The sequence below is a fragment of the Vibrio ishigakensis genome, from assembly GCF_024347675.1.
Lineage (GTDB): Bacteria > Pseudomonadota > Gammaproteobacteria > Enterobacterales > Vibrionaceae > Vibrio > Vibrio ishigakensis.
This window is the reverse complement of sequence record NZ_AP024881.1, coordinates 2,372,181-2,390,609: the sequence shown is the minus strand read 5'-3', so window position 1 is coordinate 2,390,609 and position 18,429 is coordinate 2,372,181. Positions and strand designations below refer to the sequence as shown.

The following is an 18,429-nucleotide window of genomic DNA, read 5'->3' as shown; positions in this document are numbered from 1 at the left end:
GAGGAACAGAGTCATGAAATGGATTGATAGTCGTGACATAGCCATTGAGCTGAGTGAGCAGTTTCCAGAGGTAGACCCTAAGACGGTACGCTTTACGGATCTGCGTGATTGGGTAATGAATCTAGAAGAGTTCGAAGATGACCCAAACCACTGTAATGAGAAAATTCTCGAGGCTATTATTCTGTGCTGGATGGACGAAGCAGACTAATTGTTAGTGAGTTAACAGTTATTTAATAAAAATCGGGCTTTCATGCCCGATTTTTATGTTTTTGAAAACTAGTCTAGGCATAATGATTTAATTGATCATAATGGGTTAACCCCCTTGGAGCCTCGGCTCCACATAATTATAAAAGTAGAAGGCAAGGAGAAGTCATGTCTACAATGCAAGTTAAATTGTCTACCGAACAAGCCGCCGCCCACTGGGGCGCAAATGCGATTCTTTCTTTTGATGGTGAGAGCGCAACCATTCATATCGGTAAAGGCCACGATCAAGGCGCAATTCAAAAAGCTGGGCGCAAGCTAGACGCTCAAGGCATCAAGCAAACTTCATTAGTTGGTGAGGGCTGGGGTCTAGAAGAGATCTGGTCTTTCCAACAAGGCTACCGTAACGCTAAGAAAAACAACCAGCTTGAGTGGCAAGCACTTGCAGAAGCTGACCAAGTTGAACTTGAAGGTCGCATCAAGGTTGCTAACTGGACTCGCGATATCATCAACAAGAGCGCAGAAGAAGTAGCACCGCGTCAACTAGCGACTATGGCTGGTGAGTTCATCAAATCACTGGCACCGGATCACGTGACTTATCGCATCGTAAAAGATAAAGATCTACTGACCGAAGGTTGGGAAGGTATCTATGCTGTAGGTCGCGGCTCTGAGCGCACTTCAGCTATGCTGCAACTGGATTTCAACCCAACTGGCGACCCTGAAGCTCCAGTAATGGCGTGTCTAGTAGGTAAAGGCATCACCTTTGACTCAGGCGGTTACAGCATCAAGCCATCTGGTTTTATGACCGCAATGAAGGCGGACATGGGTGGTGCAGGAACCATCACTGGCGGTCTTGGTCTGTCTATCATTCGTGGTCTTGATAAGCGCGTGAAGCTGATCCTTTGTTGTGCAGAAAATATGATCTCGGGTCGTGCACTCAAGCTTGGCGACATCATCACCTATAAGAATGGTAAAACCGTTGAGATCATGAACACCGACGCTGAGGGCCGATTAGTCCTAGCGGATGGCCTGATCTACGCTAGCGAACAAAACCCTGAACTTATCATCGACTGTGCAACTCTAACCGGTGCGGCTAAGAATGCACTTGGTAATGACTACCATGCGCTGTTTAGCTTCGATGATGCTCTGGCAGAGCAAGCGCTTGCTTGTGCTCAGGAAGAGCGTGAAGGTCTATGGCAACTGCCATTGGCTGACTTCCACCGCGGTATGCTGCCATCAAACTTTGCTGATCTATCTAACATCAGCACAGGCGACTATGTACCGGGTGCATCAACGGCTGCGGCTTTCTTGTCTTACTTTGTAGAAGACTACAAGCAAGGCTGGCTGCACTTTGACTGCGCGGCAACCTACCGTAAGTCTGCAAACGACAAATGGTCAGCAGGCGGTACAGGTACAGGTATCCGCACCCTAGCTAACCTATTGGTTAGCCAATAATAAATAGATTCGATTGTGATCATGGGCTCGCTCTTGAGCCCATATTTGGAAGCCTGATTTGGCAAAACCAAGACAATAATAAAAACGCGATAAGGAAATAAAATGGCGATAGAAAGAACATTTTCCATCATTAAGCCCGACGCTGTGAAACGTAACCTAATTGGCGCTATCTACCAACGCATTGAAGCGGCTGGATTGCGCGTTGTAGGTGCAAAGATGGTGCACCTAAATGAAGAGCAAGCGAGTGGCTTCTATGCGGAGCATGAAGGCAAGCCTTTCTTCGACGCACTTAAAGAGTTTATGACCTCTGGTCCTATCATGGTTCAGGTACTGGAAGGTGAAGATGCTATCACTCGCTACCGTGAGTTGATGGGTAAAACCAACCCAGAAGAAGCAGCCTGTGGCACTATCCGTGCAGACTATGCTTTGAGCATGCGTCACAACTCAGTACATGGCTCAGACAGCCCGGCGTCTGCAGCGCGTGAGATCGAGTTCTTCTTCCCACCTTCAGAGGTGCACGCAAGACCATAACCCTAGGTTTTGTATGGAGAATCATCCCAGCTCAGGCTGGGATTTTTTATGCCTGTAACATAAGATCACGATCACATATCACTTGTTGTAATTGCACAAAGGCTGTACAATTCGCGCCCCAAGATTTGTTGTTTGTCGTTGAGAGGCACCATGACCCAAGCAAAAGTTAACCTACTTGATTTTGACCGCCAAGGGCTGCGCAAGTACTTTGCCGATGAGCTAGGCGAGAAGGCGTTTCGCGCCGATCAAGTAATGAAGTGGATGTATCACTTTGGTTGTGATGACTTCGAGAAAATGACTAACCTCAACAAGAAGTTGCGTGAAAAATTGCAGCGTCTTACCGAGATCCGTGCACCTTATGTATCTGAAGCTCAGTACTCAAATGATGGCACCATCAAGTGGGCGATGCGCGTTGGCGATCAAGACGTTGAAACCGTGTATATCCCAGATGGTGATCGTGCAACCTTGTGTGTTTCCTCTCAAGTAGGCTGTGCACTGGAATGTAAATTCTGTTCAACGGCGCAGCAGGGCTTTAATCGTAACCTACGCGTGTCTGAAATCGTAGGTCAGATCTGGCGTGCATCCCGTGAGATTGGTCTTGAGAAAGAGACAGGTCGTCGCCCAATTACCAACGTGGTAATGATGGGCATGGGGGAGCCACTGCTTAACATGAAGAACCTGATGCCATCCCTTGAGATCATGCTTGATGATCTTGGCTTTGGTCTATCAAAGCGTCGCGTGACAGTCTCAACGTCGGGCGTAGTATCGGGTCTTGACCAGATGACTGGCAATATCGATGTTGCGCTAGCTATTTCTCTACACGCACCTACTGATGAATTGCGCAGCCAGATTATGCCAATTAACGATCGTTGGGATATCGAAGAGTTCCTAGCTTCTGTGCGTCGTTATATTGCATCTTCAAACGCAAACCGAGGTAAGGTAACTGTCGAGTACATCCTACTAGACCATGTAAACGATGATATGGAGCATGCGAGACAACTCGCAGAACTGCTGAAAGATACCCCAGCTAAGATCAATTTGATTCCATTTAACCCATATCCTGGCTCACCTTATAAGAAGCCAAGTAACTCACGTATCGACCGCTTCATGAAGACCTTGATGCAATACGATTACACTGTGACGGTACGTAAGACCCGCGGTGATGATATCGATGCAGCTTGTGGTCAGCTAGTGGGCGATGTTATCGACCGTACCAAGCGTACTCAAAAAGCTCGCTCTGAAGAGAGTGTGCAGGGTGATATCCCAGTAAAAACTCTATAAAACGAGTTTCATAAAAGGGTTTGGGTTCTTTGGCGCAACGCCGGAGAACCCTATGTTTAAAGCATCGATCACACTTTTTTTCCTCAGTCTCTGCTTAGGCTGTGTTACAGTGAAAAGAGCAGATGGAAACGCGAAATTTGACCCCCTCTTAGCTGCCGACGCACGTATCGAACTGGGTTTGAGCTACCTCAAAGCGAACGATACTGTCAGGGCAAAGCAAAATTTAGATCTCGCACTTCAATATGCGCCGAAATATGTTCGTGCCGCGTCTGCAATAGCCTATTATTATCAACAAGTTTCAGAGACTAACCAGGCTGAAGATTGGTATCAAAGAGCACTAAGACTCTCACCCTATGATGGCGATCTACTAAATGATTTTGGCGTCTTTTTATGTCGTCAGCATCGCTACTCCGAGGCGTTGCAACAATTTGATAAAGCGATACAACTAGATGGCTATAGCCAGGTTGCAGCGAGTTATGAAAACTCCGGCCTCTGCGCATTGAAAATGGAGCAGTGGCAAAGGGCAGAGGGCTTTTTTATTAAGTCTTTGCAGCATCAACCAAACCGTTATCGCAGTGATATTGAGCTTGTTAAGTTGGCCATTCGTTTTGGTCATTTAGAGCAAGCAAAACAGAGACTAGACAGAATTCAAATTCGAGTCGGAATGACCGCAGAGATTGAACAGCTAAGGCAGACATTGACTGCCGAGCAAACATAGTTCAGCTGCTCCTTCGGACTTCAGAAAAAGTTTTAGAGAAAATGAGCACAGATTCGACTAATACAGATACAGCAAGTACTTCAGAAAATCCTACCCCTATGCTCGGCGAGATGCTTCGAGTTAAGCGTGAGTCTTTGGGACTCAGCGTTCGAGAGGTGGCCGACAGACTGCGTCTTCGCGTTGCCATCATCGAGAGCATCGAAGCTAACGACTTTCAAATAGGTCAGGTTCATACCTTCACTCGTGGCTATATTCGCTCTTATGCCAAGTTGGTGGGTGTGGATGAGAAGTCAGTATTGGACGCATTCGATAGCTTAGGCGTAGGCAAGAGTGCAGAGCAAGATATGCAGAGCTTTTCTCAAGGCACTCAGAAGAAGAAGCATGATAACAATATCATGAAGCTCACTTGGGGCATCTTTGTGGTTATCGTGGGTATCTCTGCTGTGTGGTGGTATCAGAACGAGCAAAACGTGGATACCGTTGTAGTAGAAGTGGCTCCTCAGGTTGAAGAGTTTGACCCTGCCAGTATAGAACCAGAATTAGCTGAACAAGCTGAGTTACTAGACCAACAAGAAGCCGTAGAAGCATCAAACGCAGTTGTCTCTGAACTAGAATCTGTGGCTTCAGGCGCTGAGGTTGCAAACCAAGAGCCTGCAATTGAACCGGAAGTAATGGAACAAGAGCCTCAAGTAGCCGAGACACCAGTACAGCTTCCAGCAGAAGTCCCGCCTGCAATCTCGATGAGCTTTAGCGCTGATTGCTGGATTCAAATCCAAGATGTGAATGGCAAAACCCTATCTACCGGGGTTATGAAAGCAGGTCAAACTCTAGAACTTGAAGGCCAGGGGCCATTTAAGTTCGTAGTTGGTGCTCCAGAGGCCGCTTCTCTGTCAATTTCGGGTGAACCCTTCGACCTTTCTGGGTATACTGCGGGCAAAGTTGCACGTTTCACTGCAGAGTAATTATGCATCAGGAATCTCCTATTAAGCGTCGTCCTTCGACGCGTATCTACGTTGGTGATGTTCCGGTCGGCGATGGTGCGCCGATCGCTGTTCAGTCAATGACAAATACCCGTACCACGGATGTTGACGCAACCGTGGCTCAGATCCGCGCGCTTGAGAAGGTTGGTGCGGACATTGTTCGTGTATCTGTACCTACCATGGACGCCGCTGAAGCGTTCAAGCAGATCAAACAGCAGGTGAATGTACCGCTTGTTGCTGACATCCACTTTGATTACCGCATCGCGTTAAAAGTGGCGGAATACGGTGTGGACTGTCTGCGTATCAACCCAGGTAATATCGGTAAAGAAGACCGAATCCGCGCAGTGGTTGATTGTGCTCGTGACAAGAACATTCCGATCCGTATCGGTGTTAACGGTGGTTCTCTTGAGAAAGATATCCAAGAGAAATACGGTGAGCCAACGGCGGCTGCTCTGGTTGAGTCAGCGATGCGTCACGTAGATATCCTAGACCGTCTTAACTTTGACCAGTTCAAGGTAAGCGTGAAAGCGTCAGATGTATTCCTTGCAGTGGATTCATATCGCTTACTAGCAAACAAGATCGACCAACCTCTACACCTTGGCATTACTGAAGCGGGCGGTGCTCGCGCGGGTGCAGTGAAGTCGTCGGTAGGCTTAGGCATGCTTCTCGCTGAAGGTATCGGCGATACACTACGTATTTCACTAGCGGCAAACCCAGTGGAAGAGGTAAAGGTAGGTTTCGATATCCTGAAATCTCTGCGTATTCGCTCTCGTGGCATCAATTTTATTGCATGCCCAACCTGCTCACGTCAGGAGTTTGACGTGATCGGCACGGTTAACGCACTAGAAGAGCGTCTTGAAGACATCATCACCCCTATGGATGTGTCTATCATCGGTTGTGTAGTAAACGGACCAGGTGAAGCGGAAGTCTCACATATGGGCGTTGCTGGTGGTAATAAAAAGAGTGCCTTCTACCTTGACGGTAAGCGTCAAAAAGAGCGATTCGACAACGAGCAGATGATTGACCAACTGGAAGCTAAGATTCGCGCTAAAGCGAGTCAGTTGGATCCTGCACAGCGAATCGACATCAACGATATTCAAGAATAATAGTCTCAGAGCATAAGCTCTGACTCGATACGGTAATTTATAGTGGCTAAAACTATTCAAGCAATCCGAGGCATGAACGACTGCCTCCCAACTCAGTCTCCACTTTGGCAGAAGGTGGAATCTACGGTTAAACGTGTTGTAAGCGCATACGGCTATAGTGAAGTACGTATGCCTATCGTTGAGATGACGAACCTGTTCAGTCGCGCTATCGGTGAAGTGACCGACGTAGTTGAAAAAGAGATGTACACCTTTGAAGACCGTAACGGTGACAGCCTGACTCTTCGTCCAGAAGGTACTGCAGGTTGTGTTCGTGCGGGTATTCAAAATGGTCTGCTTTACAACCAAGAACAGCGCCTATGGTACATGGGCCCAATGTTCCGTCACGAGCGTCCTCAGAAAGGTCGTTACCGTCAGTTCCACCAATGCGGTGTAGAGGTGTTCGGTATCGACGGTCCTGATGTGGATGCTGAACTTATTATGATGACTGCGCGTCTATGGCGTGAGCTCGGCATCGATAAGCACGTTCGCCTTGAGCTTAACTCTATCGGTTCTCTTGAAGCTCGTGCCAACTACCGCGTAGCGCTAATCGAGTTCCTAGAGCAGCACATCGATATCCTAGATGAAGACTGCAAGCGTCGTATGCACACCAACCCACTGCGCGTTCTTGATACCAAGAACCCAGATGTACAAGCCATCCTAGGTGATGCACCACGTCTATCTGACTACCTAGATGAAGAATCTAAAGCGCACTTTGCAGGTTTGTGTGAACTTCTTGACGCTGCTGGAATCGAATACCAAGTTAATGAGCGTCTAGTACGTGGTTTGGACTACTACAACCGCACTGTATTTGAGTGGATCACCGAGAGCCTTGGCTCACAAGGTACTGTTTGTGGCGGTGGTCGCTACGATGGTCTAGTTGAGCAGCTTGGTGGTAAGCCAACGAATGCAGTTGGTTTTGCAATGGGCCTAGAGCGTCTAGTGCTTATGCTTGAAACCTTAGAGCTTGATGATGTTCGTCCAGCGGTTGATGTCTATGTTGTTACGGCCGGTGAGGGCACGCTAATGGCAGGTATGAAGCTGGCTGAATCTCTACGTGAACAACTTCCAGAGCTACGTGTAATGAACCACTTCGGTGGCGGTAACTTTAAGAAACAGTTTAAGCGTGCAGATAAAGTGGGTGCTCACGTAGCATTAGTGCTTGGCGAGAACGAAGTTGAGCAAAACAACGTAGTTGTGAAAGACCTTAAAGGTGGCGAGCAATCTACGGTTGCACAAGACGAGCTTGTGTCTCAATTACAAAAATTACTATAAAGAGGATCTGTCGTGGAACTGTACGATAGCGAAGAACAACAAGTTGAAGCCATTAAGGATTGGTGGCAAGAGAACGGTAAAGCCGTAATTTTGGGCGCAGTAATTGGCCTAGGCGGCCTATTTGGCTGGCGCTACTATCAAGATTCTGTGGTTGAAGGCCAAGAAGCAGCATCAGTTGCTTATAACTCGGCAGTTCAAACACTTCAAACTCAAGGTGTTGCTGCAGCCGATCAAGTACAAAGCTTTATCGATAGCAACTCTGATCGTGAATACGCGGTTCTGGCTGCAATGCAACTAGCTCAGGTTCAAGTAGCTGAAGCCAACTATGCAGAAGCATTGAAACAGCTAGAGTGGGCGAAAGCAAATACTAAAGATACTGCGATTGCACCAGTTCTAGCTATTCGCGCGGTACGCGTGAAAGCGGAAATGGGCGACATTGATGGCGCACTTGCTGACCTAGAAGCGGCGAAAGCTGAAGGTTGGGAAGGTCGCATGGCTGAGCTGAAAGGTGACCTTCTACTGCGCAACGGTGACAAAGAAGGCGCTTACACAGCGTATACCGAAGCACAGCAGGCAGCAGATGCGAGCCAAACGCTGCAACTTAAGCTTGATGACCTAGCGAAGTAAGGTTTAGTAGATGGCAAACAGAAAGTGGCTAGGACGCGCGTTAATTGCGAGTATTGCGCTAGGTATCGTGGGTTGTGCTAGCGAAGAAGATACTATCGTGATGGCTCCGGTTCCTGTAGTGCAAAGTGAATTCACACCCACTCAGGAATGGTCCACCTCTGTCGGTGATGGCGTTGGCCAGTACTATTCTAAACTCACTCCTACTTTTGCGTATGACAAGGTATTTGTAGCAAGCCGTGACGGTGAGGTTGCAGCACTAGACCCTGAGTCAGGTAAAGAAATCTGGTCTGTGGATCTTGAAAAAGATGTACCTGCTCGCCTATCTGGTGGCATCAATGCGTCTTACGGTCAGCTGTTTATCGGTAGTGAAAACGGCGAGATGATCTCTCTAGATGCCGAAACGGGTGAAGAGAAGTGGCGCGTTAAGGTAGATGGCGAGGTTCTATCTGTACCGGAAACCGACTCCAACCTAGTGCTAGTACACACATCTCGCGGTGCGCTTGTTGCCCTAGATGAAGAGACAGGCAACGAAGCATGGACCGTAAGTACTGAGGTGCCAACTCTTACTCTACGAGGCACTAGCTCTCCAGTTGCTTTATCTGGTGGTGTATTCTGGGGCACCGCAAATGGTCGCCTTGCAGCCGCTATCGTTGAGCGTGGCCAGATGATCTGGCAGCAACCTGTAGGTACACCTAAAGGTGCGACTGAGATCGACCGTCTTGTTGATTCAGATGCTAAACCTCTGATCATCGGTGGCATGCTGTATACCGTTGGTATCAATGGTCAACTTGTAGCTATCGATCTTCGCTCTGGTGCGCCAGCGTGGAAGCGTAACTACTCATCTGCGCAAGATATGGCCACCGATGGCCGTAATATCTACCTAATCACAGATAAAGACTACATTGTTGCTGTAGATGCACGCAGTGGTACCGAGCTTTGGGAGAACCGTGAGCTTGAATACCGTTTGCTAACGCCACCTGCAGTCATTGATGGCAAGCTAGTCGTTGGTGATAGCGAAGGTTATCTACATTGGCTAGATCGTCGCAGTGGTGATTTCATTGCTCAGCAGCAAGAACACGACAGCGGTTTTGCCGTGGCACCTATCGAGCTTGATGACGGATTTTTAATTGTCACTCGAAATGGCAGTGTTAAGAAGTTAAAGATCAACTAAGATCTGTGATATGATTCACGTTCGGCTCTTGGCTGGTGACAGTCAAGAGCCTTTTGTTGTTTATAAAATAGAACAGTTTCAGTTTTTGAGGTCGTTATGATTCCAGTTGTTGCGCTCGTAGGGCGTCCGAATGTAGGTAAATCTACGCTATTCAACCGATTAACTCGCACCCGCGATGCCTTGGTTGCGGACTTCCCAGGTCTAACGCGCGATAGAAAATATGGTCAGGCTAAACTTGGCGAGCATGAGTTTATCGTGATCGACACCGGCGGTATCGATGGTACCGAAGAAGGTGTTGAGACCAAGATGGCTGAGCAGTCTCTGGCTGCGATCGATGAAGCTGATGTGGTTCTATTTATGGTTGATGGCCGAGCTGGCCTTACCGTAGCGGACGAAGCTATCGCTCAACACCTACGTAAGATCGAAAAACCAGCCATGCTTGTGGTAAACAAGGTGGATGGTATCGATGCAGATGCAGCAAGTGCTGAATTCTGGCAACTTGGTGTTGAAAACATGTACCAGATTGCGGCAGCACATGGCCGTGGTGTAGGTGCATTGATCGACCGTGCTTTAAACCCATTTGCCGAAGAACTGCTTGCAGAGCAAGGTGAGATTGAAGACCTTACTGGCATCGAAGATGCGCCAGAAGAGAAGCTTGAATACACCGAAGAAGAAGCGGAAAACGAGTTCAAGCGTCTGCAAGATCAGCCGATCAAGCTGGCTATCATTGGTCGTCCAAACGTAGGTAAATCAACCCTGACTAACCGTATTCTCGGTGAAGAGCGCGTGGTGGTTTACGATATGCCGGGTACCACTCGTGACTCTATCTATATCCCAATGGAGCGTGATGGTCGCGAATACGTTCTGATCGACACTGCTGGTGTACGCCGTCGTAAGCGTATCAATGAAACCGTAGAAAAGTTTTCTGTGGTTAAAACCCTAAAAGCAGTAGAAGATGCTAACGTGGTTCTTCTGGTTATTGATGCTCGTGAGAACATCTCAGATCAAGACTTGAGCCTACTAGGTTTTGCCCTCAACTCAGGTCGCTCTATCGTGATCGCGGTAAACAAGTGGGATGGTCTAGATATGGACGTGAAAGAGCACGTTAAGAAAGAGCTAGACCGTCGTCTTGGATTCGTTGATTTTGCGCGCATCCACTTTATCTCTGCACTGCATGGTACGGGTGTTGGTCACTTGTTCGAATCGGTACAAGAGGCGTATAAGTCAGCAACCACACGTGTAGGTACATCAGTACTAACCCGTATCATGAAGATGGCTACCGATGATCACCAGCCGCCACTAGTACGTGGTCGCCGTGTGAAACTGAAGTACGCACACGCAGGTGGCTATAACCCACCGCTAGTGGTTATCCACGGTAACCAGGTGAATGACCTACCAGATTCTTACAAGCGCTACCTGATGAACTACTACCGTCGTTCACTGGAGATTATGGGCACGCCGATCCGTATCCAGTTCCAGAACAGTGAGAACCCATTTGAGGGTAAGTCAAACAAGCTGACTATCTCACAAGAGCGTCGTAAGAAGCGCCTTGACCAGATGCTGAAAGGTAGAAGCAAGAAATAATGAAGAAAACCGCGGAAACGCGGTTTTTTTGTGCCCGAAAACATACAAATATGGAAGCATGAGTTGTTTTACATGAGCCTGTATTTCGATTTAGGTGAAAAAGAGATCGTTTTATAAAATCCTGTAAATTCCACCATTGTATTTACTTTAAGAGTTTTCGTCTGTATAAAATCCAAAGACAGCACATGTAACTTATGCTTTCGGTATGTGGTTATATAAATGTTCTTTTTAGGGTAGATCGCTGATCACGGAACACAAAGGAGAAGATCTGCGAAAGATCACTTAATGGAGCTCTTACAGTTCAAATCAGAGATATTGAGATTTTTAGTGACAAACCCCATATCAAGACAAGAGATATCAAGGCTTTCGATACGATTTGAGGAGTTTAGCTTGAACGAGAATAAATGCCCAAGCTGTGATAGCGACCTAGGATGGGATGGTCAATATTATTGCGCCAAGTGCGATCAGCACTATAAAAAGATCGGCTTTTGTCCAGACTGCGATGCGGAGATGGAAAAACTACAAGCCTGCGGTTCGGCGAGTTATTTCTGCCATAGTTGTAACGAGCTCAAGTCTAAATCTCGAGCTCGCTTCGAGTTTCAAAAGGCTTAATCTACAGAGATAACCTTTGAGGTAACCTGGCCGTCGGCAAATCGAGTGGTCAGGGTATCTTCTACCTTCACCTCACTCGCCTGTGTGACCACCTTTTTACCTACCGAGCTGATGGAGTAGCCACGCATCATGGTTGCAAGCGGGCTGACCGCATCCAGTTTTTCCGCCAACAAACCAAGGGCGTATTTCTCTTGGGTCATTCGACTTTGAATGGCGCTTTGCAGGCGTTGCTCTAGGCTAGACAGTTTCTGCTTCGATGCCGCAACCTGGGTATCAGGAGACCTTAGCTGCAGTCTATGCTCAAGGTTTTGGATCTGCTGACGACGTCTAGCCAACAAGTCACGCATAACCTGCTTGAGGCGCATCTCTTTTTCGTCCAGCTGCTGGCTCTGCTCTTGCAGTTGATGCTTTGGATGTAGACGTTCTAGTCTATGTTGCTGTGTCAGCAACTGCTGCTTAAACAGAGATAACTGCTGCTGCATGGCTGAAAGCAATTGGCGTCGTCTATTGCCTAATTGATCACTCTTATGGCTTTGGTCTCGGCTTACCAACTCTGCTGCGGCTGATGGGGTGGCTGCGCGCATATCCGCCACAAAGTCTGCTATGGTCACATCCACTTCATGACCAACAGCACTGATAATAGGGATCTGGCTAGAAGCTATAGTGCGTGCCACTACCTCGTGGTTGAAACACCACAGATCTTCCAGAGAGCCACCACCACGGCCCACAATCAGCACATCGCACTCGTTTCTCTCATTAGCAAGACCAATCGCCTGAGCAATATGAAAAGCCGCCGGCTCACCCTGAACCAGAGTAGGGTAGATGATTACAGGCAAGCTTGGATCGCGGCGTTTAAGCACTCGCAAGATATCGTGCAGGGCAGCACCGGTAGAAGAGGTGACCACGCCGATACGCTTTGGATGTTCTGGAATTGGAAGTTTGTTTGACTGAGCAAACAGACCTTCAGCGGCCAGTTGCATCTTAAGCTTCTCAAACTCTTGTTGCAGGCGACCATCCCCCTCTGGCTGCATCGACTCGATAATGAGCTGATAATCTCCGCGAGGTTCATATAAAGAGAGGCGTGCTTTTACTAAGACTTGTTTTCCATTCTCAGGTCTAAATGTCACACGACGGTTATTGCCACGGAACATGGCGCATTTTACCTGTGCGCGGGAATCTTTAAGGGTCAGATACCAGTGTCCTGAAACGGGAGCCGAGAAGTTAGAGATCTCACCGATAAGCCACACTATACCCATTTCGTTTTCTAGTAACAGGCGGACTTCAGAGTTAAGACGAGAGACGGTATAGATGTTGCTGTTTTGCTGGGAGGGCAAATTCGGACTCGCTAGACGTGAGTATGGAGGATAGCGCCAATATAATACACATCAAGGTTTAGAGTGCAAATAAAAATCATAAAAATGAGTAGCCAACCGTTTGCGCTCTGCGTATAATCCCTCCGCAATATCAATCCAACTCAATCTACTAACTTCCTGTTAGGCGTTGGATACCTTTATTTTTAACCACCTATGTTGTGAGATATTGCAAATGCTACGTATTGCCAAAGAAGCGCTGACCTTTGATGATGTACTATTGGTCCCAGCACACTCCACCGTTCTCCCAAACACTGCCGATCTTCGCACTCGTTTGACGAAAAACATCAACTTGAACATCCCTATGATCTCTGCATCTATGGATACCGTTACCGAGGCTCGTCTAGCGATTGCCCTGGCACAAGAGGGTGGCATCGGTTTTATTCATAAGAACATGTCTATCGAAGCGCAAGCTGAGATGGTACGTCAGGTTAAGATCTTCGAAGCGGGCATCGTTTCTGATCCAGTGACCGTTCGTCCTGAAATGTCTATCGAAGAAGTACTTAAGCTAACTGAAAAGCACGGCTTTGCAGGCTTCCCAGTTGTTACTGATGGCCAAGAGCTTGTAGGTATCATCACTGGTCGTGACATTCGTTTCGTAACTGACCTATCTAAGACAGTTCAAGAAGTAATGACCTCGAAGGAAAACCTAGCTGCGGTTAAAGAGGGCGCATCTCCTGAAGAAGTTCAAGAGAAGATGCACGAAGCGCGCGTTGAGAAGGTGCTTGTTGTAAACGACGACTTCCAACTACGCGGTATGATTACTGCAAAAGACTTCCACAAAGCAGAACGTAAACCAAACGCATGTAAAGATGAGCGCGGCCGTCTACGCGTTGGCGCTGCTGTTGGTGCTGGTGCTGGTAACGAAGAGCGCGTTGCTGCTCTAGTTGAAGCTGGCGTTGACGTACTTCTTATCGACTCTTCACACGGTCACTCTGAAGGCGTTCTAAACCGTATCCGCGAAACTCGTGCTGCTTACCCAGATCTTGAAATTATCGGTGGTAACGTAGCAACTGGCGCAGGTGCACGTGCTCTTATCGAAGCCGGCGTAAGCGCAGTTAAGGTTGGTATCGGCCCTGGTTCTATCTGTACCACTCGCATCGTAACTGGCGTTGGTGTTCCTCAGGTAACGGCTATCGCAGATGCAGCTGAGGTTGCAGCTGAGTTCGATATCCCAGTAATCGCTGATGGCGGTATCCGTTTCTCTGGTGACATCTGTAAAGCTATCGTTGCTGGCGCATCTTGTGTGATGGTTGGCTCTATGTTCGCAGGTACTGAAGAAGCGCCGGGTGAGGTTATCCTTTATCAAGGTCGTTCTTACAAAGCATACCGTGGCATGGGTTCTCTTGGCGCTATGTCTCAAGGCTCTTCTGACCGTTACTTCCAAACTGATAACGCAGCTGACAAGCTGGTTCCAGAAGGTATCGAAGGTCGTATCGCTTATAAAGGTCGCCTAAAAGAGATCGTTCACCAGCAAATGGGTGGCCTACGCTCAAGCATGGGTTTGACTGGTAGCGCAACTATCGAAGATATGCGCACCAAGGCTGAGTTTGTACGTATTTCTGGCGCGGGTCTTAATGAGTCTCACGTGCATGACGTACAGATTACCAAAGAAGCTCCAAACTACCGCCTAGGTTAATTTATCGTTGCTGAGTGACTCTGTATCTGCGTCGAAGGTGCTCATTTACCACTTGTAAACTGTGCGCCTTCTCCTTGCTACAAAGCCACTCAGCTTAGCTAAATGTAACCTAGAACTTTATTAAGAAACTTATTTAAAGCTTTGGAGGCGATTGCCTCCATCCACCTAATATTGTCGAGATTTCTAATGACTAAAAATATCCACGATCAGCGTATTCTGATTCTAGATTTCGGTTCTCAGTACACTCAGCTTGTAGCTCGTCGTGTGCGTGAAATCGGTGTTTACTGTGAGCTTTGGAGCTGGGATGTAGAAGAAGCTGATATTCGTGAATTTAATCCAGATGGCATCATCCTATCTGGTGGTCCAGAGAGCGTAACGGAAGCGAACTCTCCACGTGCACCTCAATACGTATTCGATTCAGGCGTGCCAGTTCTTGGTGTGTGCTACGGCATGCAGACCATGGCTGAGCAATTGGGCGGCAAGGTTGCTGGTTCTGATGAGCGTGAATTCGGTTATGCACAGGTTAAAGTGGTTGAAGATTCTTCTATCTTCCACAACATCGAAGATGCTATCGCTGAAGATGGTAACGCCCTTCTAGACGTTTGGATGAGCCACGGTGACAAGGTTGTTGAGATCCCAGCAGACTTCACCAAGATCGCTGAAACCGACACTTGCCCATACGCTGCTATGGCAAACGAAGAGAAGAAATACTACGGCGTGCAGTTCCACCCTGAGGTGACGCACACTCGCCAAGGTACTCGCATGCTTGAGAACTTCGTTCTTAATGTGTGTGGTTGTGAAAAGCTTTGGACTTCTCAATCTATTATCGATGATGCTGTTGCTCGTATCAAAGAACAAGTGGGCGATGATGAAGTAATCCTTGGTCTATCAGGTGGTGTTGATTCATCTGTAGTGGCTATGCTGGTTCACCGTGCAATCGGTGACAAGCTGACCTGTGTATTCGTAGACAACGGTCTACTGCGTCTAAACGAAGGCGAGCAGGTAATGGAGATGTTTGGTGACCACTTCGGTCTGAATATCATCAAGGTTGATGCTGAAGAGCGTTTCCTAAAAGCACTTGAAGGTAAATCTGATCCAGAAGACAAGCGTAAGACTATTGGTCATGTATTCGTAGACGTATTCGACGAAGAGTCGAAGAAGCTTGAGAATGCTAAGTGGCTAGCGCAGGGTACTATCTACCCAGACGTTATCGAGTCAGCCGCATCTAAGACAGGTAAGGCACACGTAATCAAGTCTCACCATAACGTTGGCGGTCTGCCAGACGATATGGAAATGGGTCTTGTTGAGCCACTACGCGAGCTATTCAAAGATGAAGTTCGTAAGATCGGTCTAGAGCTAGGTCTTCCATACAACATGCTTTATCGCCACCCGTTCCCAGGTCCAGGCCTAGGTGTACGTGTACTTGGCGAGATCAAGAAAGAGTACTGTGACCTGCTACGTCGTGCGGATGCTATCTTCATTGAAGAGCTTCACGCTGCAGACCTTTACCACAAGGTATCTCAAGCGTTCACTGTATTCCTACCAGTTCGCTCTGTAGGTGTAATGGGCGATGGCCGTAAGTACGATTGGGTTGTATCTCTGCGTGCAGTTGAGACTATCGACTTTATGACTGCTCACTGGGCACATCTACCTTATGACTTCCTAGGTAAGGTTTCGAACCGTATTATTAACGAAGTTGATGGTATCTCTCGCGTAGTTTACGACATCTCAGGTAAGCCGCCAGCGACCATCGAGTGGGAGTAATCCCTCGTTAGAATACAAAGGCCCGCAGATATCTGCGGGTTTTTTTATTTGTGCCTAGGAAAAATGCCTGCGGACATGCGAGAATTAACTATCAAAGAAATTAAACAGAAGTATAAGAGATGGCAAAACTGACCCTTCAGGAGCAGATGCTCAAAGCTGGCCTAGTTAACGAGAAAAAGCTAAAGAAAGCGAAGAAAGGCGCGAAGAAATCTCGCGTTCAAGCTCGTGAAGCTAAGGTAGCAGCCGAAGAGAATCGTATCGCTCAGCAAGAGCGTGATAAAAAGATCAACCAAGAGCGTGAGCAGCAGCGCCTAGCCAAAGAGCTCAAGGCTCAGGTAAAACAGCTTATCGATATGAACCGTATCGATATTTCAAAAGGTGAGATCAAATACAACTTTACCGATGGCACTCTAGTAAAAGCGCTATACGTGGAAGAGCTGATCCGTACTCAGCTATCAAAGGGCATCTTAAGTGTGGCTCGTGATGGTGAAGGATACGCAGTTATCCCGACTGTGGTTGCAGAGAAGATTGCTACCCGTGTTCCAGAAGCTGTGGTTGCGACCGCTGAACCTACCGAAGAAACGGTAGACGAGGACGACCCGTACAAAGACTTCGTCGTACCAGACGATCTAATGTGGTGATAAAAAGGCAGCTCAGCTGCCTTTTTTATTGTCCATAATTTAGGCATTCGATGCAGTTTTACGAAATTAGGGAAATTTAAGCGGATTTACTCTGGTCTGAGTCTGTTCAATGCCGTTTTAAATCACAGCCTTGGATGGCTAATGCAACTATTGGTTACATTCACCCTAGCAGTCGTATTACCATGGTGAAAGTAGATCTGTGCTCTAAGCGCAGCTCGACTTAACGTTACAGGCATTGCCAAGGAAAATAACGGAAATCAGTATGAAAAGAATTCTCACCGCAGCACTGACGCTTTGTGTTGCCTTCTCCCTTAGCGCCGCGGAACAAGACGCTAAGCCCTCTTGGAAAGAGATAGAACAAAAGGCTAAGGGACAAACCGTCTACTTTCATGCCTGGGGTGGCAGTCAGGAGATAAACCGCTATCTGCAGTGGGCCGCCAAAGAGCTGCAACGCCAAAACGGCGTGACCTTAAAACACGTTAAGGTGACGGATATCGCCGAGAGTAGCTCGCGTTTACTTGCTGAAAAAGCTGCAGGCAAACAGCAGGGTGGTAGTGTCGATATGGTGTGGATCAATGGCGAAAACTTCAAATCTATGAAGGATAACGGGCTGCTGTATGGTCCATTCGTTGAGGGTCTACCGAGCTGGCAATATGTCGACAAGTCTCTGCCAGTAGATATCGACTTCTCTGAACCAACAGATGGTCTAGAGGCTCCTTGGGGTGTCGGGCAACTGGTGTTTATCTACGACTCAGCCGAGCTAACCAATCCACCGGCTTCATTTAGCGACCTTCTCAATTATGCTAAGGCGCATCCAAATCGATTGAGCTATCCAAAACCGCCTGAATTTCACGGTAGCAGTTTTATCAAGGCGCTTTTGATCGAGCTATCTAAGAATGACCCAAGACTGCAAAAGCCGGTTACCGATGATAGCTTTAATGATCTGACTCCACAGCTTTGGCGCTACCTAGACGAGTTTAACTCTGTTGCTTGGCGTGGCGGAAAACACTTCCCTTCAGGTACCACGGAAACCTTGCGTCTTCTGGATGACGGTCAGTTAGACCTGGCTGTTACCTTTAACCCAAATGCTGTGTACTCGGCGCAATCTGCGGGTAACCTTGAAGAGACTACCCGTGTGTATGCAATGGAAGAAGGGGCTCTATCAAATATTCATTTCCTAGCCATCCCTTGGAACGCAACCGCAAAAGAGGGCGCTATGGTGGCGATCAACTTTCTACTCAGCCCTGAAGCGCAGTCGCGCAAGGGTGACCTAGATATCTGGGGTGACCCATCTGTACTTGAGAAGCAATATCTGACTGGAAGTGCTAAGCGTTCTGAGCAGTTTAAATCTGTGGCTGAGCCGCACCCTAGTTGGCAGACTCGCCTTGAGCAAGAGTGGCTAAAACGCTACGGCAGTCAGTAACTTAGGCTGGTTTCG

At 47.8% G+C, this 18,429-nt stretch carries 17 protein-coding genes; 16 read left to right on the top strand and 1 reads right to left on the bottom strand.

Annotated elements, in window-relative coordinates; genetic code table 11:
• Nucleotides 1–13 precede the first annotated feature (13 nt).
• From iscX to Pcarn_RS10865, 12 genes are all read left to right on the top strand, one after another.
• Nucleotides 14–208 carry a Fe-S cluster assembly protein IscX gene (iscX, locus tag Pcarn_RS10920; RefSeq protein WP_261833901.1) on the top strand — a complete coding sequence of 65 codons (195 nt, stop codon included), beginning with the start codon at nucleotides 14–16 and terminating at the stop codon, nucleotides 206–208.
• Nucleotides 209–372: 164 nt separating this feature from the next.
• The gene (pepB, locus tag Pcarn_RS10915) at nucleotides 373–1,656 is read left to right on the top strand and encodes an aminopeptidase PepB (RefSeq protein WP_261833900.1); all 1,284 of its coding nucleotides are present in this window, start codon (nucleotides 373–375) and stop codon (nucleotides 1,654–1,656) included.
• 102 nt (nucleotides 1,657–1,758) lie between these two features.
• Nucleotides 1,759–2,187, top strand: a complete 429-nt coding sequence (gene ndk / locus Pcarn_RS10910) for a nucleoside-diphosphate kinase (RefSeq protein ID WP_261833899.1) — start codon at nucleotides 1,759–1,761, stop codon at nucleotides 2,185–2,187.
• A 150-nt stretch (nucleotides 2,188–2,337) separates the two neighbouring features.
• Complete coding sequence (locus tag Pcarn_RS10905; protein WP_261833898.1) at nucleotides 2,338–3,468, top strand: bifunctional tRNA (adenosine(37)-C2)-methyltransferase TrmG/ribosomal RNA large subunit methyltransferase RlmN; 1,131 nt, start codon at nucleotides 2,338–2,340, stop codon at nucleotides 3,466–3,468.
• Nucleotides 3,469–3,520: 52 nt separating this feature from the next.
• A complete protein-coding gene (pilW, locus tag Pcarn_RS10900; protein WP_261833897.1) occupies nucleotides 3,521–4,186 on the top strand; it encodes a type IV pilus biogenesis/stability protein PilW in 666 nt (221 codons plus the stop codon).
• A gap of 41 nt (nucleotides 4,187–4,227) precedes the next feature.
• Nucleotides 4,228–5,148: a RodZ domain-containing protein gene (locus tag Pcarn_RS10895; RefSeq protein ID WP_261833896.1), complete on the top strand. Its 921-nt coding sequence runs from the start codon at nucleotides 4,228–4,230 to the stop codon at nucleotides 5,146–5,148.
• 2 nt (nucleotides 5,149–5,150) lie between these two features.
• On the top strand, nucleotides 5,151–6,272 hold the full coding sequence (ispG, locus tag Pcarn_RS10890; RefSeq protein ID WP_261833895.1) for a flavodoxin-dependent (E)-4-hydroxy-3-methylbut-2-enyl-diphosphate synthase: 1,122 nt from the start codon (nucleotides 5,151–5,153) through the stop codon (nucleotides 6,270–6,272).
• Between the two features lie 42 nt (nucleotides 6,273–6,314).
• Nucleotides 6,315–7,583 (top strand): histidine--tRNA ligase, encoded by a 1,269-nt coding sequence (gene hisS, locus Pcarn_RS10885; RefSeq protein WP_261833894.1) that lies wholly within the window; start codon nucleotides 6,315–6,317, stop codon nucleotides 7,581–7,583.
• A gap of 12 nt (nucleotides 7,584–7,595) precedes the next feature.
• A complete protein-coding gene (locus Pcarn_RS10880) occupies nucleotides 7,596–8,210 on the top strand; it encodes a YfgM family protein (RefSeq protein WP_261833893.1) in 615 nt (204 codons plus the stop codon).
• Between the two features lie 10 nt (nucleotides 8,211–8,220).
• Nucleotides 8,221–9,381 carry an outer membrane protein assembly factor BamB gene (gene bamB, locus Pcarn_RS10875; protein ID WP_261833892.1) on the top strand — a complete coding sequence of 387 codons (1,161 nt, stop codon included), beginning with the start codon at nucleotides 8,221–8,223 and terminating at the stop codon, nucleotides 9,379–9,381.
• A gap of 96 nt (nucleotides 9,382–9,477) precedes the next feature.
• A complete protein-coding gene (der, locus tag Pcarn_RS10870) occupies nucleotides 9,478–10,965 on the top strand; it encodes a ribosome biogenesis GTPase Der (protein ID WP_261833891.1) in 1,488 nt (495 codons plus the stop codon).
• Nucleotides 10,966–11,355: 390 nt separating this feature from the next.
• On the top strand, nucleotides 11,356–11,577 hold the full coding sequence (locus tag Pcarn_RS10865) for a zinc ribbon domain-containing protein (protein ID WP_261833890.1): 222 nt from the start codon (nucleotides 11,356–11,358) through the stop codon (nucleotides 11,575–11,577).
• On the opposite strand, the gene xseA is transcribed toward Pcarn_RS10865, so the two are convergent.
• Nucleotides 11,574–12,911: an exodeoxyribonuclease VII large subunit gene (xseA, locus tag Pcarn_RS10860; protein WP_261833889.1), complete on the bottom strand. Its 1,338-nt coding sequence runs from the start codon at nucleotides 12,909–12,911 to the stop codon at nucleotides 11,574–11,576. The genes Pcarn_RS10865 and xseA overlap by 4 nt on opposite strands.
• A 211-nt stretch (nucleotides 12,912–13,122) precedes the next feature.
• On the opposite strand from xseA, the gene guaB reads away from it, so the two are divergent.
• From guaB to Pcarn_RS10840, 4 genes are all read left to right on the top strand, one after another.
• Nucleotides 13,123–14,586, top strand: coding sequence for an IMP dehydrogenase (gene guaB / locus Pcarn_RS10855; RefSeq protein WP_261833888.1), 1,464 nt, complete (start codon nucleotides 13,123–13,125; stop codon nucleotides 14,584–14,586).
• 186 nt (nucleotides 14,587–14,772) lie between these two features.
• Entirely contained in the window at nucleotides 14,773–16,350 is a 1,578-nt protein-coding gene (gene guaA, locus Pcarn_RS10850) for a glutamine-hydrolyzing GMP synthase (RefSeq protein WP_261833887.1), read from the top strand.
• A 119-nt stretch (nucleotides 16,351–16,469) separates the two neighbouring features.
• The gene (locus Pcarn_RS10845) at nucleotides 16,470–16,991 is read left to right on the top strand and encodes a DUF2058 domain-containing protein (RefSeq protein WP_261833886.1); all 522 of its coding nucleotides are present in this window, start codon (nucleotides 16,470–16,472) and stop codon (nucleotides 16,989–16,991) included.
• A gap of 262 nt (nucleotides 16,992–17,253) precedes the next feature.
• On the top strand, nucleotides 17,254–18,414 hold the full coding sequence (locus tag Pcarn_RS10840) for an ABC transporter substrate-binding protein (protein ID WP_261833885.1): 1,161 nt from the start codon (nucleotides 17,254–17,256) through the stop codon (nucleotides 18,412–18,414).
• Nucleotides 18,415–18,429: the final 15 nt, after the last annotated feature.